This window comes from Pseudomonas sp. 30_B, assembly GCF_017491605.1.
Classification (GTDB): domain Bacteria; phylum Pseudomonadota; class Gammaproteobacteria; order Pseudomonadales; family Pseudomonadaceae; genus Pseudomonas.
On sequence record NZ_JAFGYY010000005.1, the window covers coordinates 17,186 to 30,411 of the forward strand.

At 66.7% G+C, this 13,226-nt stretch carries 10 protein-coding genes; 9 read left to right on the forward strand and 1 reads right to left on the reverse strand.

The window, feature by feature from the left end; translation table 11 throughout:
- The first annotated feature begins 45 nt into the window (after positions 1 to 45).
- From J5M67_RS06560 to J5M67_RS06575, 4 genes are all read left to right on the forward strand, one after another.
- Positions 46 to 1,938, forward strand: a complete 1,893-nt coding sequence (locus J5M67_RS06560) for an ATP-binding protein (RefSeq protein WP_207884515.1) — start codon at positions 46 to 48, stop codon at positions 1,936 to 1,938.
- Entirely contained in the window at positions 1,935 to 3,260 is a 1,326-nt protein-coding gene (locus J5M67_RS06565; RefSeq protein WP_207884516.1) for a sigma-54 dependent transcriptional regulator, read from the forward strand. Before J5M67_RS06560 ends, J5M67_RS06565 begins: the two co-directional genes overlap by 4 nt.
- Positions 3,261 to 3,417: 157 nt before the next feature.
- Positions 3,418 to 3,867 carry a hypothetical protein gene (locus J5M67_RS06570; protein WP_207884517.1) on the forward strand — a complete coding sequence of 150 codons (450 nt, stop codon included), beginning with the start codon at positions 3,418 to 3,420 and terminating at the stop codon, positions 3,865 to 3,867.
- A 1,130-nt stretch (positions 3,868 to 4,997) separates the two neighbouring features.
- Complete coding sequence (locus J5M67_RS06575) at positions 4,998 to 5,240, forward strand: hypothetical protein (RefSeq protein ID WP_207884518.1); 243 nt, start codon at positions 4,998 to 5,000, stop codon at positions 5,238 to 5,240.
- A gap of 8 nt (positions 5,241 to 5,248) precedes the next feature.
- Here the strand turns inward: J5M67_RS06575 and J5M67_RS06580 are convergent, their stop codons facing one another.
- Positions 5,249 to 5,860 (reverse strand): class I SAM-dependent methyltransferase, encoded by a 612-nt coding sequence (locus J5M67_RS06580; protein ID WP_207884519.1) that lies wholly within the window; start codon positions 5,858 to 5,860, stop codon positions 5,249 to 5,251.
- 230 nt (positions 5,861 to 6,090) lie between these two features.
- Between J5M67_RS06580 and J5M67_RS06585 the strand changes: the two genes are divergently transcribed.
- From J5M67_RS06585 to prpF, 5 genes are all read left to right on the forward strand, one after another.
- Positions 6,091 to 6,813, forward strand: coding sequence for a GntR family transcriptional regulator (locus J5M67_RS06585; protein ID WP_207884520.1), 723 nt, complete (start codon positions 6,091 to 6,093; stop codon positions 6,811 to 6,813).
- The gene (gene prpB / locus J5M67_RS06590) at positions 6,810 to 7,697 is read left to right on the forward strand and encodes a methylisocitrate lyase (RefSeq protein WP_207884521.1); all 888 of its coding nucleotides are present in this window, start codon (positions 6,810 to 6,812) and stop codon (positions 7,695 to 7,697) included. Before J5M67_RS06585 ends, prpB begins: the two co-directional genes overlap by 4 nt.
- 193 nt (positions 7,698 to 7,890) lie before the next feature.
- On the forward strand, positions 7,891 to 9,051 hold the full coding sequence (gene prpC, locus J5M67_RS06595; protein ID WP_207884522.1) for a 2-methylcitrate synthase: 1,161 nt from the start codon (positions 7,891 to 7,893) through the stop codon (positions 9,049 to 9,051).
- A complete protein-coding gene (gene acnD, locus J5M67_RS06600; protein ID WP_207884523.1) occupies positions 9,051 to 11,660 on the forward strand; it encodes a Fe/S-dependent 2-methylisocitrate dehydratase AcnD in 2,610 nt (869 codons plus the stop codon). Before prpC ends, acnD begins: the two co-directional genes overlap by 1 nt.
- 134 nt (positions 11,661 to 11,794) lie before the next feature.
- Complete coding sequence (gene prpF / locus J5M67_RS06605; protein ID WP_207884524.1) at positions 11,795 to 12,982, forward strand: 2-methylaconitate cis-trans isomerase PrpF; 1,188 nt, start codon at positions 11,795 to 11,797, stop codon at positions 12,980 to 12,982.
- The last annotated feature ends 244 nt before the right edge of the window (positions 12,983 to 13,226 follow it).

The window sequence follows — 13,226 nt, forward strand, 5'->3', positions numbered from 1 at the left end:
ATCGCCGCACCCCGGCGCTGGGCTGGCTCGGCCCGGACGACTGTGATGCAATGCCCTCCCAGCCCATTGCCACCGCCGCTCACCGTGAAACCACGCCTGCTGCGCAACCTCCTCTTGCCTCTCCTGCTGCTCCTGCTCACCCTGGGCTTCGGCTACGGCGGCTATCTGATCAGCGACGGCGCCGGCACCCGCGCCCTGATCGGCAGCGGCGAACGCCAGCTGGAACTGCACGCCCGTGGCGTGGAGAGCGAGATGAGCCGCTACTCCTACCTGCCCAGCGTGCTGGAGCTGGAAAAGAACGTCACCCGCCTGCTGCTCGACCCCACGCCCTACAACCGCAACCTGGTCAACGCCTACCTCGAAGGCCTGAACCGCCGCGCCGGCAGCCGCGCCATTTACCTGCTGGACACCTCCGGACGGGTGCTGGCCACCAGCAACTGGCAGAACGTGGACAGCTACCAGGGCGAGGACCAGTCGTTCCGCGCCTACTTCCAGGACGCCATGGCGGGCCGGCCGGGACGCTTCTACGGCATGGACAGCACCACCGGCGAGCCCGGCTATTACCTGGCCCACGGTCTGGTCAGCGGCGACCAGATCATCGGCGTGGCGGTGGTCAAGGTGAAGATGGAAGCGCTCGAAGAGCGTTGGCAGAAAGCCCGCCTGCAAGCTTTCGTCAGCGACGAGAACGGCATCATCATCCTCTCCAGCGATCCCGCCTTGCGCCTGAAGGCCGTGCGCCCGCTCAGCGCCGACGACAAGGAACGCATGGCGCGCAGCCTGCAGTACTACTGGTGGGCGCTCAACGAATGGCAGCCGCTGGCACGGCGCTCGCTGGGCGACGGCGTGGAGGAAATCAGCTTCCCGCCGCAGTCGCCCGAAGCCGACGGCCACAACCCGGTCAGCTACCTGATGCAGACCCGCCGTCTCAACGACACCTCGTGGAACTTCACCCTGCTCAGCCCGCTGCACGACGTGCGTCGCGAAGCCATGATCCACGGCATGCTCGCCGCCCTGGGCTTCGCCCTGCTGGCCTTCCTGCTGATCGCCTCGAACGAGCGGCGCAAGGTCATCGCCACCCGCCTCGCCGCCCGCGAGGCGCTGGAGCAGGCCAACAATGCCCTGGAGCGGCGCATCGCCGAGCGCACCAGTGACCTGCGCGCCAGCAACCAGCACCTGCGCGAACAGATTCGCGAACGCCGCCAGGCCGAAGACACCCTGCGCAAGGCCCAGGACCGACTGGTGCAGGCCGGCAAGCTGGCGGTGATCGGACAGATGTCCACCAGCATCGCCCACGAACTCAACCAGCCGCTGGCGGCGCTGCGCACCCTCTCGGGCAACACCGTGCGCTTCCTCGCCCGCGGCAAGCTGGACGTCGCCAGCAGCAACCTGGAAGCCATCAACGAGATGGTCGACCGCATGGGCCGCATCACCGCCAGCCTGCGCGCCTTCGCCCGGCGCGCCGACGACCACGGCCAGGCCAGCCTGGGCAAGGCAGTGGACGCCGCGATGATGGTCCTGCAGGTGCGTCTCAAGGAGGTGCCGGTGAGCCTGCACCGCGACTTCCCCGACGCCCGCCTGGCCATCGACCAGACCCGCCTGGAGCAGATCCTGGTCAACCTGATCGCCAACGCCCTGGACGCCATGAGCCCACAGGACGACCGCCAGCTCTGGCTCGAAGGCCGCGCCGAGGGCGGCGACCGCTATCGCCTGATCGTGCGCGACAACGGCCCCGGCATCCCCCAGGACGCCCGCGCGCACCTGTTCGAACCCTTTTTCACCACCAAGCCCGGCGAACTCGGCCTGGGCCTGGGCCTGACCCTTTCGGCCAGCCTCGCCACCGCCGCCGGCGGTAGCCTGGGCGTGGCCTACCCGGAGGCCGGCGGCACCGCCTTCGAGCTCTACCTGCCGCTGCTGCCTGCCCTGGAGAACCCTGCATGAGCGAAGAATCCCTGCGCGTATTGATCGTCGAGGACGACCCGCACGTACTGCTCGGCTGCCAGCAGGCGCTGGCCCTGGAAGACATCGACTGCGACGGCGTGGGCAGCGCCGAGGAAGCGCTGAAGAAGATCGGCGCCGACTTCCCCGGCATTGTCGTCAGCGACATCCGCATGCCCGGCATGGGTGGCCTGCAACTGCTGGAGCGGCTCAGGGCGCTGGACCCCAGCCTGCCGGTGGTGCTGATCACCGGCCATGGCGACATCGCCATGGCGGTGAAGGCCATGCGCGACGGCGCCTACGACTTCATGGAGAAGCCCTTCTCCCCCGAGAAGCTGGTGGACACCGCGCGCCGCGCACTCGCCCAGCGCGCGCTGACCCGTGAAGTCAGCCAGCTGCGCCGCCAGCTCGCCGGCAAGCAGGCCCTGGAGAGCCGGCTGATCGGCCGCTCGCCGGCCATGCAGGCACTGCGCGAGCTGATCGCCAACGTCGCCGACACCTCCGCCAACGTGCTCATCGAAGGTGAGACCGGCACCGGCAAGGAACTGGTCGCCCGCTGCCTGCACGACTACAGCCGGCGCCAGCCCAAGCCCTTCGTCGCGCTTAACTGCGGCGGGCTGCCGGAAAGCCTGATCGACAGCGAAATCTTCGGCCACGAGGCCCACGCCTTCACCGGCGCCGGCAAGCGCCGGATCGGCAAGATCGAGCACGCCGACGGCGGCAGCCTGTTCCTCGACGAGATCGAGAGCATGCCGCTGAACCTGCAGATCAAGCTGCTACGCGTGCTGCAGGAACAGCAACTGGAACGCCTGGGCTCCAACGAACTGATCCGCGTGGACTGCAGGGTGATCGCCGCGACCAAATCCGACCTCGCCGCCATGGGCCGCGACGGCAGCTTCCGCAGCGACCTCTACTACCGCCTCAACGTCATCACCCTGAACCTGCCGCCGCTGCGCGAACGCCGCGAAGACATCCTGATGCTCTTCGAGCACTTCCTGCAGCAGTCCTCGCTGCGCTTCGACCGTCCGGCACCGGCCATCGACAACGCCACCGCCGCCACCCTGATGGCCCATGACTGGCCGGGCAACGTACGCGAGCTGCGCAACGTCGCCGAACGCTTCGCCCTCGGCCTGCCGGTGCTGGCCGGCGGCAACCTCGGCCCGGATGCCGGCGAGCCACGCTTCGCCGAGGCCGTGGAGGCCTTCGAGAAGAGCCTGCTGTCCACCGCCCTGGAACGCCACGCCGGCAACCTCAGCCAGGCGGCGCACGCGTTGGGCATGGCCAAGACCACGCTGTTCGACAAGGTGAAGAAGTACGGCCTTTGACCTGTAGGAGCGGGCCATGCCCGCGATCCGGCCGCAGGCCGGCCTGTTACGCGTTCGCGGGCGTGGCCCGCTCCTACACGATGCATTCCCATTGATCTGCACCGCCCGGTCCCGGACACTATCGCCCTTTGAACCGGCCGCACGAGCGGGAGCCCCCATGTCCACCCAAGCCGAAACCCTCTGGAACCAGCTCTGCGCCGATGCCGGCGTCGACCCGCAGCAGCGCATGGCCGCACGCCGCGCCATCCTCGCCAGCGCCGATGCACTGGACGCCGACGTCTACCGCCCGGACGACAACGACCCGGACGCCGAAGAGCTGGACATGGGCAGCGCCAAGGTGCTCTTCCTCGGCCCCTTCGAAGCCCCCGTCGAGTGGGATGCCGCCGAGCGCGAAGACTTCTTCGACGACGCCGACCCTGCGCTGTTCTTCAATGCACGCCTCGAATCCGAGGCCGAGCCGGGCACGCCGGGCTTCTTCGTGCCGGAGATCGGCGATTTCCTGGCGGTGATGGACGGCGGCAAGATCCAGATGTACTTCCTGCACGACTGGAGCGAAGACAACGACGGCTGCACCTGTGTGCTGATCCGCGACGATATCCAGCTCTGACTCCGCAGGTGCGCCCCATGGGCGCGAATCGCGGGCATCGCCCGCGCCTGTTGCGCCGGCGCTGAATTGTAGGAGCGGACCTTGTCCGCGAAATCCATCGCGGCGGAATCCGCGCCGACAGGTGAACACCACCGTCTCGCGCCCGCCCCTGTGCTGCGGCATTCATCCTGCAACGCGGGGATGGCGGTGGGACTTCGCGGACAAGGTCCGCTCCTACGAAAAGCCCCTCCCCCGGCTCTGGCTCTGGCTCTGGCTCTGAAGACTTCCAGAGAAACGCCCGCGCACTCCGACTGCCCCGTTCAGGAGGCCTCGTTGAAGCGCAGTTTCAGGGGTTGAGCGACATGGATGTCGCGAGAGCTGCGATGGGCCAGGGACGGCCCTTCGCAGCGGGCCCCTGAAACTTCGCTTCAGCGAGGGAATTTTTCGCCCCAAGCGAAAAACCGGATGTCCGGGGCAAGACCTTTGCCTCCTTTGGGGCGTTTGCCAAAGGAGGTCGCCCGAGGGGGCGAAACAAGAAGTCCCAGCGCACGCTGAAGCGGCGCGGAACACCGAAATCAAAAGCATCGCGGACAGAGTCCGCTCCTACATTGTTTTTTGGATCCCCGCGTTCGCGGAGATGACGCTGAGGCGCGTGAATCACCCCCATCACTCCCGCGAACGCGGGAGCCCAAAAGACAGTTGCTCCTACGAGATCGAGCCCCCTCACCCTGACCCCGACTGCGCGCCCCGCTCCTCAAGCGGGAGAGGGAACCGTTCGGTGCAGGATGAAACCACAGCGTGAGCCAGCACAATCTGCCCCCTCTCCCTCCGGGAGAGGGTTGGGGTGAGGGCATGCGCTGGCACGGGCTTCCAAGAAGACAGTTGTTCCTGGTCCAGCCCCTGTAAGGGCGTCTGGCGATCCCCTCCGACGCTATACGCCGTTTGTCCTCGCTCTCAGGCGCTCCGCACTCCACGTCGATGCCGTTCGAGGCTTCCGCCAAGGATTGGGCGGCAACCTGTTCCGCGTCGCCGTCGGACGAGCTCGTGGGATAAAAATAATTTCCTACAAATTAACCAGATGTCTCTGATGAATTTTGCACAGGGCGGATGTCTAGAGTAGGCACCCCATTTTCCCCACCGGACCATCCGCCATGCACACCGATCCCGACAGCCTCTGGGTCGAAGTGGAGACCTGGTCTCCCTACCGCCCGCAACGCATTCTCCACGGCCGCATCAGCCGCGAGCATTTCCTCGCCCTGCACGAAGGCCATGCGCCCGCCATGGTGCGCCTGGACGACTGCCAGAACGGCGAAGCGCCCAGCGGCGCCGTACAGGACCTGTTCCTCGCCAGCTCGCACATCCTCAGCGTCACCCCGCTGCACCGCGCCGCCTGAGAGCCCGCTCAGTCGGCCACGCCGCGATAGACGTAGGTCATCGGCCGCGGCCCCGGCAGGTAGTCCTGGACCAGCTCGCGCAGCATGAAGCCGCCGTCCTGGATCAGCGCCGGCATGTCGCGATCGAGGTGACAGCCGCCGGCCAGCGGCTTCCATACCGGGGTCAGCCGGTGCTGCCAGGCGCGCACGCTGGCGTCCGGCGCCAGGCCGTGTTCGCAGAAGAGGAACTCACCGCCGGGTTTGAGCACCCGACGCATTTCCTTCAGCGCCGCCACCGCATCGGGAATGCTGCACAGGGTGAAGGTGCAGACGATGCTGTCGAAGCTGCCGGAGTCGGCGCGGATCTCGCCCAGCTCCAGCGCCACCATCTCCACCGGAATGCCGATGCGCGCCACGCGCTCGCGGGCGAGCGTCTGCATCTGCGCCGCCGGGTCGACCCCGACGATTGTCGACACTTTCGCCGGATCGTAGAACGACAGGTTCAGCCCGGTGCCCATGCCGATCTCCAGCACCCGGCCGTGGGCGCGCGGCACCAGCAGCGAGCGCTGCTTCATCACATCGCCCAGGCCGCAGGCGAAATCGATCAGCCGGGGCAGGACATAACGGTCGTAGAGTTGCATGCGCGCGATCTCCGCTTTTCCCCTGATCCTAGCGGCCTTCAGCGGCGCCGGCTCAGCGCCTGACGAGGGGATATCCGCCAACTTCGCGGGCGACAGCGCCGACTGACCAATCCCCTTGGGCATAAACCCAAGGGGTTGTTAGACGATTGTCGACACTTCATCAAATCTTGATTGACCCAGAGGCTTTCGAGGGGTAGCTTTCGCCGCACATCAAGAAGATTGTCGACACCATGAACGATAGCCTGACTCTGCCAAGCCCCGTTTCCGACGACAGCGAGACCCTCTCGGAACACGTGTTCCGCAAGATCCAGTCGGCCATCGTCAAGGGCGAGATCGCCCCCGGCAGCAAGATTTCCGAGCCGGAACTGGCGCGCACCTACGGCATCAGCCGCGGTCCGCTGCGCGAGGCGATCCACCGCCTGGAAGGCCAGAAGCTGCTGGTGCGCGTGCCGCACGTCGGCGCGCGGGTGGTGTCGCTGAGCCACGAGGAGCTGCTGGAGCTCTACGAGATCCGCGAATCCCTCGAAGGCATGGCTTGCCGCCTGGCCGCCGAGCGCATGAGCCAGGCCGAGATCGACGAGCTGCGCCGGGTGCTCGACACCCACGAGCGCGACGAGGCCTTCCAGGCCGGCCGTGGCTACTACCAGCAGGAAGGCGACTACGACTTCCACTACCGGATCATCCAGGGCAGCGGCAACCGCACCCTCACCCGCATGCTCTGCGGCGAGCTGTACCAGCTGGTGCGCATGTACCGCCTGCAGTTCTCGGCGACGCCCAACCGGCCACGCCAGGCCTTCGCCGAGCACCACCGGATTCTCGATGCCATCGCCGATCGTGACGGCGAACTGGCCGAGTTGCTGATGCGCCGTCACATCGGCGCCTCGAAACGCAATGTGGAGCGTCACTACCTGGACGCCCAAGCCAAGACAGCCAACGAACGAGGTGAACAATGAGCTACAAGACCGCCGGCCAACGTTTCCGTGACGCCCTTGCCGAAGAAAAGCCGCTGCAGGTGATCGGCGCGATCAACGCCAACCACGCCCTGCTGGCCAAGCGCGCCGGCTTCAAGGCCATCTACCTCTCCGGTGGCGGCGTGGCGGCGGGTTCCCTCGGCCTGCCGGACCTGGGCATCAACACCCTGGACGACGTGCTCACCGACGTGCGCCGCATCACCGACGTCTGCGACCTGCCGCTGCTGGTGGACATCGACACCGGCTTCGGCCCCAGCGCCTTCAACATCGAGCGCACCGTGAAGAGCCTGATCAAGGCCGGCGCCGCCGCCGCCCACATCGAGGACCAGGTCGGCGCCAAGCGCTGCGGCCACCGTCCGGGCAAGGAAATCGTCTCCGTCGAGGAGATGGCTGACCGCGTGAAAGCCGCCGCCGACGCCAAGACCGACCCGAACTTCTTCCTGATCGCCCGCACCGACGCCATCCAGGCCGAAGGCGTGGACGCCGCCATCGAACGCTGCCTGCGCTACGTCGAGGCCGGCGCCGATGCGATCTTCGCCGAAGCCGCCTACGACCTGCCGACCTACAAGCGCTTCGTCGATGCGCTGAATGTGCCGATCCTGGCCAACATCACCGAGTTCGGCGCCACCCCGCTGTTCACCCGCGACGAGCTGGCCTCGGTCGGCGTGGCCATCCAGCTGTATCCGCTGTCGGCCTTCCGCGCCGCCAACAAGGCCGCCGAAGCCGTGTACACCGCGATTCGCCAGGAAGGCCACCAGCAGAACGTGATCGAGCTGATGCAGACCCGTGCCGAGCTGTACGACCGCATCGGCTACCACGCCTTCGAGCAGAAGCTCGACGCGCTGTTCGCCGCTGGCAAGAAGTGAGATGAACCGGCGAATCGGGCCCCGTGCCGGATTCGCCTTTGTTTCTGGGGCCCCGCGTTCGCGGGGATGACGAAGCAAGCGAACGTAGGGCGCATAACGCCACAGGCGTTATCCGCCAACCAGATTCGAACCGAGACCCCGCCCCCTGCCGGGGAACAAGAACAAGCAACCGGATTTGATGAGGAGACACGCGATGAGCGCTACCGCAGAAACCACCACCGCCTTCAAACCCAAGAAGTCCGTGGCCCTGAGTGGCACCGCCGCAGGCAACACCGCCCTGTGCACCGTCGGCCGCACCGGCAACGACCTGCACTACCGTGGCTATGACGTCCTGGATTTCGCCAACCGCTGCGACTTCGAGGAAATCGCCCACCTGCTGGTCCACGGCAAGCTGCCCAACGCCGCCGAACTGGCCGGCTACAAGGCCAAGCTGAAGGCCCTGCGCGGCCTGCCGGCCGGCGTGAAAGCCGCCCTGGAAACCCTGCCGCCCTCGGCCCACCCGATGGACGTGATGCGCACCGCCGTGTCCGTGCTCGGCTGCCTGTCGCCGGAGAAGGACGACCACAACCATCCGGGCGCCCGCGACATCGCCGACAAGCTGATGGCCTCCCTGGGTTCCGCCCTGCTCTACTGGTACCACTTCAGCCACAACGGCAAGCGCATCGAAGTCGAGACCGACGATGAGTCCATCGGCGGCCACTTCCTGCACCTGCTGCACGGCCAGAAGCCGCGCGAGTCCTGGGTGCGCGCCATGCACACCTCGCTGAACCTGTACGCCGAGCACGAGTTCAACGCCTCTACCTTCACCTCCCGCGTGATCGCCGGCACCGGCTCGGACATGTACTCCTGCATCGCCGGCGCCATCGGCGCGCTGCGCGGCCCGAAACACGGCGGCGCCAACGAGGTGGCCTTCGAGATCCAGAAGCGCTACGACAACCCGGACGAAGCCGAGGCCGACATCCGTGCCCGCGTCGAGCGCAAGGAAGTCGTGATCGGCTTCGGCCACCCGGTCTACACCGTGTCCGACCCGCGCAACAAGGTGATCAAGGAAGTCGCTCACCAGCTGTCGAACGAGCAGTCCAACACCAAGATGTATGACATCGCCGAGCGCCTGGAAAGCGTGATGTGGGAAATCAAGAAGATGTTCCCCAACCTCGACTGGTTCAGCGCCGTCAGCTACCACATGATGGGCGTGCCCACCGCCATGTTCACCCCGCTGTTCGTGATCGCCCGTACCGCCGGCTGGTCCGCCCACGTCATCGAGCAGCGCATCGACGGCAAGATCATCCGCCCGAGCGCCAACTACGTTGGCCCGGAAGATCTGAAGTTCGTGCCGCTCAAGGACCGCAAATGATGAACACTCAATTCCGCAAACGCCTGCCCGGCACTGCGCTGGATTATTTCGACGCCCGCGAGGCGGTCGATGCGATCCAGGCCGGCGCCTGGGACAAACTGCCCTACACCTCCCGCGTGCTGGCCGAACAGCTGGTGCGCCGCTGCGAACCGGAAGACCTGACCGCCTCCCTGGAGCAACTGGTCTACCGCAAGCGCGACCTGGACTTCCCCTGGTACCCGGCGCGCGTGGTCTGCCACGACATCCTCGGCCAGACCGCGCTGGTCGACCTCGCCGGCCTGCGTGACGCCATCGCCGAGAAAGGCGGCGACCCGTCCAAGGTCAACCCGGTGGTGCCGACCCAGCTGATCGTCGACCACTCGCTGGCCGTGGAAGCCGCCGGCTTCGACCCGGATGCGTTCGAGAAGAACCGCGCCATCGAGGATCGCCGCAACGAGGATCGCTTCCACTTCATCGACTGGACCAAGACCGCGTTCAAGAACGTCGATGTGATCCCGGCCGGCAACGGCATCATGCACCAGATCAACCTGGAGAAAATGAGCCCGGTGATCCAGGCGCGCGGCGGCGTGGCCTTCCCCGACACCTGCGTCGGCACCGACTCGCACACCCCGCACGTAGATGCCCTGGGCGTGATCGCCATCGGCGTCGGCGGCCTCGAAGCCGAGACCGTGATGCTGGGCCACCCGTCGATGATGCGCCTGCCCGACATCGTCGGCGTCAAGCTCACCGGCAAGCGCAAGCCGGGCATCACCGCCACCGACATCGTCCTGGCGATCACCGAGTTCCTGCGCAAGGAGCGCGTGGTCGGCGCCTACGTCGAGTTCTTCGGCGAGGGTGCTGACAGCCTGTCCATCGGCGACCGCTCGACCATCTCCAACATGTGCCCGGAATACGGCGCCACCGCCTCGATGTTCTACATCGACGGCCAGACCATCGACTACCTCAAGCTCACCGGCCGCGAGCCCGAGCAGGTGGCGCTGGTGGAGAACTACGCGAAGACCCTCGGCCTGTGGAGCACCGCGCTGGAGACCGCCGAGTACGAGCGCGTGCTGGAGTTCGACCTGGGCAGCGTCGTGCGCAACATGGCCGGCCCGTCCAACCCGCACCGCCGCCTGCCGACCTCGGCGCTGGCCGAGCGCGGCATCGCCGACGAAGCCAAGCTGCAAGCCGGCAAGGGTGAAGAAGCCCAGGGCCTGATGCCCGACGGCGCGGTGATCATCGCCGCCATCACCAGTTGCACCAACACCTCCAACCCACGCAACGTCATCGCCGCCGGCCTGGTGGCGAAGAAGGCCAACGCGCTGGGCATGGTTCGCAAGCCGTGGGTGAAGACCTCCTTCGCGCCGGGTTCGAAAGTCGCCAAGCTGTACCTGGAAGAAGCCGGCCTGCTGCCGGAGCTGGAGAAGCTCGGCTTCGGCATCGTCGCCTATGCCTGCACCACCTGTAACGGCATGTCCGGCGCGCTGGACCCGGTGATCCAGAAAGAGATCATCGACCGCGACCTGTACGCCACCGCCGTGCTCTCGGGCAACCGCAACTTCGACGGCCGTATCCACCCCTACGCCAAGCAGGCCTTCCTCGCCTCGCCGCCGCTGGTGGTCGCCTACGCCATCGCCGGCACCGTGCGCTTCGACATCGAGCAGGACCCGCTGGGCACCGACAAGAACGGCAACCCGGTCACCCTGAAGGACCTCTGGCCGTCCGACGAAGAGATCGACGCCATCGTCGCTTCCAGCGTCAAGCCCGAGCAGTTCAAGCAGGTCTACATCCCGATGTTCGACCTGGGCAGCGTGCAGGAAGCGGAAAGCCCGCTGTACGACTGGCGCCCGATGTCCACCTACATCCGCCGCCCGCCTTACTGGGAAGGCGCGCTGGCCGGCGAGCGCACGCTCAAGGGCATGCGTCCGCTGGCGATCCTGCCGGACAACATCACCACCGACCACCTGTCGCCGTCCAACGCCATCCTGGCGGACTCGGCCGCCGGTGAATACCTGGCGAAAATGGGCCTGCCGGAGGAGGACTTCAACTCCTACGCCACCCACCGCGGCGACCACCTGACCGCCCAGCGCGCCACCTTCGCCAACCCGCAGCTGGTCAACGAAATGGCCGTGGTCAACGGTGAAGTGAAGAAGGGTTCGCTGGCCCGCGTCGAGCCGGAAGGCAAGGTGATGCGCATGTGGGAAGCCATCGAAACCTACATGAACCGCAAGCAGAACCTGATCATCGTGGCCGGCGCCGACTACGGCCAGGGCTCGTCCCGCGACTGGGCGGCCAAGGGCGTTCGCCTGGCGGGCGTGGAAGTAATCGTGGCCGAAGGCTTCGAACGCATCCACCGCACCAACCTGGTGGGCATGGGCGTGCTGCCGGTGGAGTTCAAGCCGGGCACCACCCGTCTGACCCTGGGCCTGGACGGCACCGAGACCTACGACATCAAGGGCGATGTCTCGCCGCACTGCGACCTGACCCTGGTCATCCATCGCAAGAACGGTGAGGTCGTCGAAGTCCCGGTCACCTGCCGCCTGGACACCGCCGCCGAAGTGAAGGTGTACAACGCCGGCGGCGTGCTGCAGCGCTTCGCCAAGGACTTCCTCGAGTCGTCCGTGGCGTGATGTAACAGCCGGCCCGTCCGAGCGACGGGTCGGCACCAATCCTGTAGGAGCGAGCTTGCTCGCGAACAGCCCCGCAGCGAGGGTTGGTTCGCGAGCAAGCTCGCTCCTACGAAAAGCAGACAGGACCGAGTCCCATGCCCCACGTACCCCAAGTGAAGATCCCCGCCACCTACATCCGCGGCGGCACCAGCAAGGGCGTGTTCTTCCGCCTGCAGGACCTGCCCGAGCGCTGCCAGGTGCCGGGCGAAGCCCGCGACAAGCTGTTCATGCGCGTGATCGGCAGCCCCGATCCGTACAGCGCGCACATCGACGGCATGGGCGGCGCGACCTCCAGCACCAGCAAGTGCGTGATCCTGTCGAAAAGCACCCAGCCGGACCACGACGTCGACTACCTCTACGGGCAGATTTCCATCGACAAGGCCTTCGTCGACTGGAGCGGAAACTGCGGCAACCTCTCCACTGCCGCCGGTTCCTTCGCCATCCACGCCGGCCTGGTCGATCCGTCGCGCATCCCGGACAACGGCACCTGCGTGGTGCGCATCTGGCAGGCCAACATCCAGAAGACCATCATCGCCCACGTGCCGATCACCAACGGCCAGGTGCAGGAAACCGGCGACTTCGAACTGGACGGTGTGACCTTCCCCGCCGCCGAGATCGTGCTGGAGTTCCTCGACCCGTCCGACGACGGTGAAGACGGCGGCGCCATGTTCCCCACCGGCAACCTGGTGGACGACCTGGAAGTCCCCGGCATCGGCACCTTCAAGGCGACCATGATCACCGCCGGCATCCCGACCATCTTCGTCAATGCCGAAGACATCGGCTACAAAGGCACCGAGCTGCGCGAAGCGATCAATGGCGACCCCGAGCAACTGGCGCGCTTCGAGAAATTCCGCATCGCCGGCGCCCTGCGCATGGGCCTGATCAAGACCCCGGAAGAAGCCGCCACCCGCCAGCACACGCCGAAGATCGCCTTCGTCGCGCCGGCGAAGGACTACGTCACCTCCAGCGGCAAGCAGGTTAAGGCCGGCGATGTCGACCTGCTGGTCCGCGCACTGTCCATGGGCAAGCTGCACCACGCCATGATGGGCACCGCCGCCGTGGCCATCGGCACCGCCGCGGCCATCCCCGGCACCCTGGTGAACCTCGCCGCCGGCGGTGGCGAACGCAGCGCCGTGCGCTTCGGCCACCCCTCCGGCACCCTGCGCGTGGGCGCGGAGGCCAAGCAGGTGAACGGCGAATGGACCGTGACCAAGGCCATCATGAGCCGCAGCTCGCGCATCCTCATGGAAGGCTGGGTACGGGTGCCGGGCGATTCGTTCTAAGCGCTCGCCCTGCCCGTAAAAGCACAAGGTCCGCATTCGCGGGCCTTGTCGTTCCAGGTCACGTAGGAGCGGATTCATCCGCGATGCTCTTGCGCGGTGCCGAGGCCGATCGCGGACGGAGTCCGCTCCTACGCACATCCACGCCCGGCATCCACCTGTAGGAGCGAGCTTGCTCACGAACCGCTTTTGCTCTCGTAGGAGCGGATTCATCCGCGATGCTTTCGCACGGCGGCGGGGATGATCG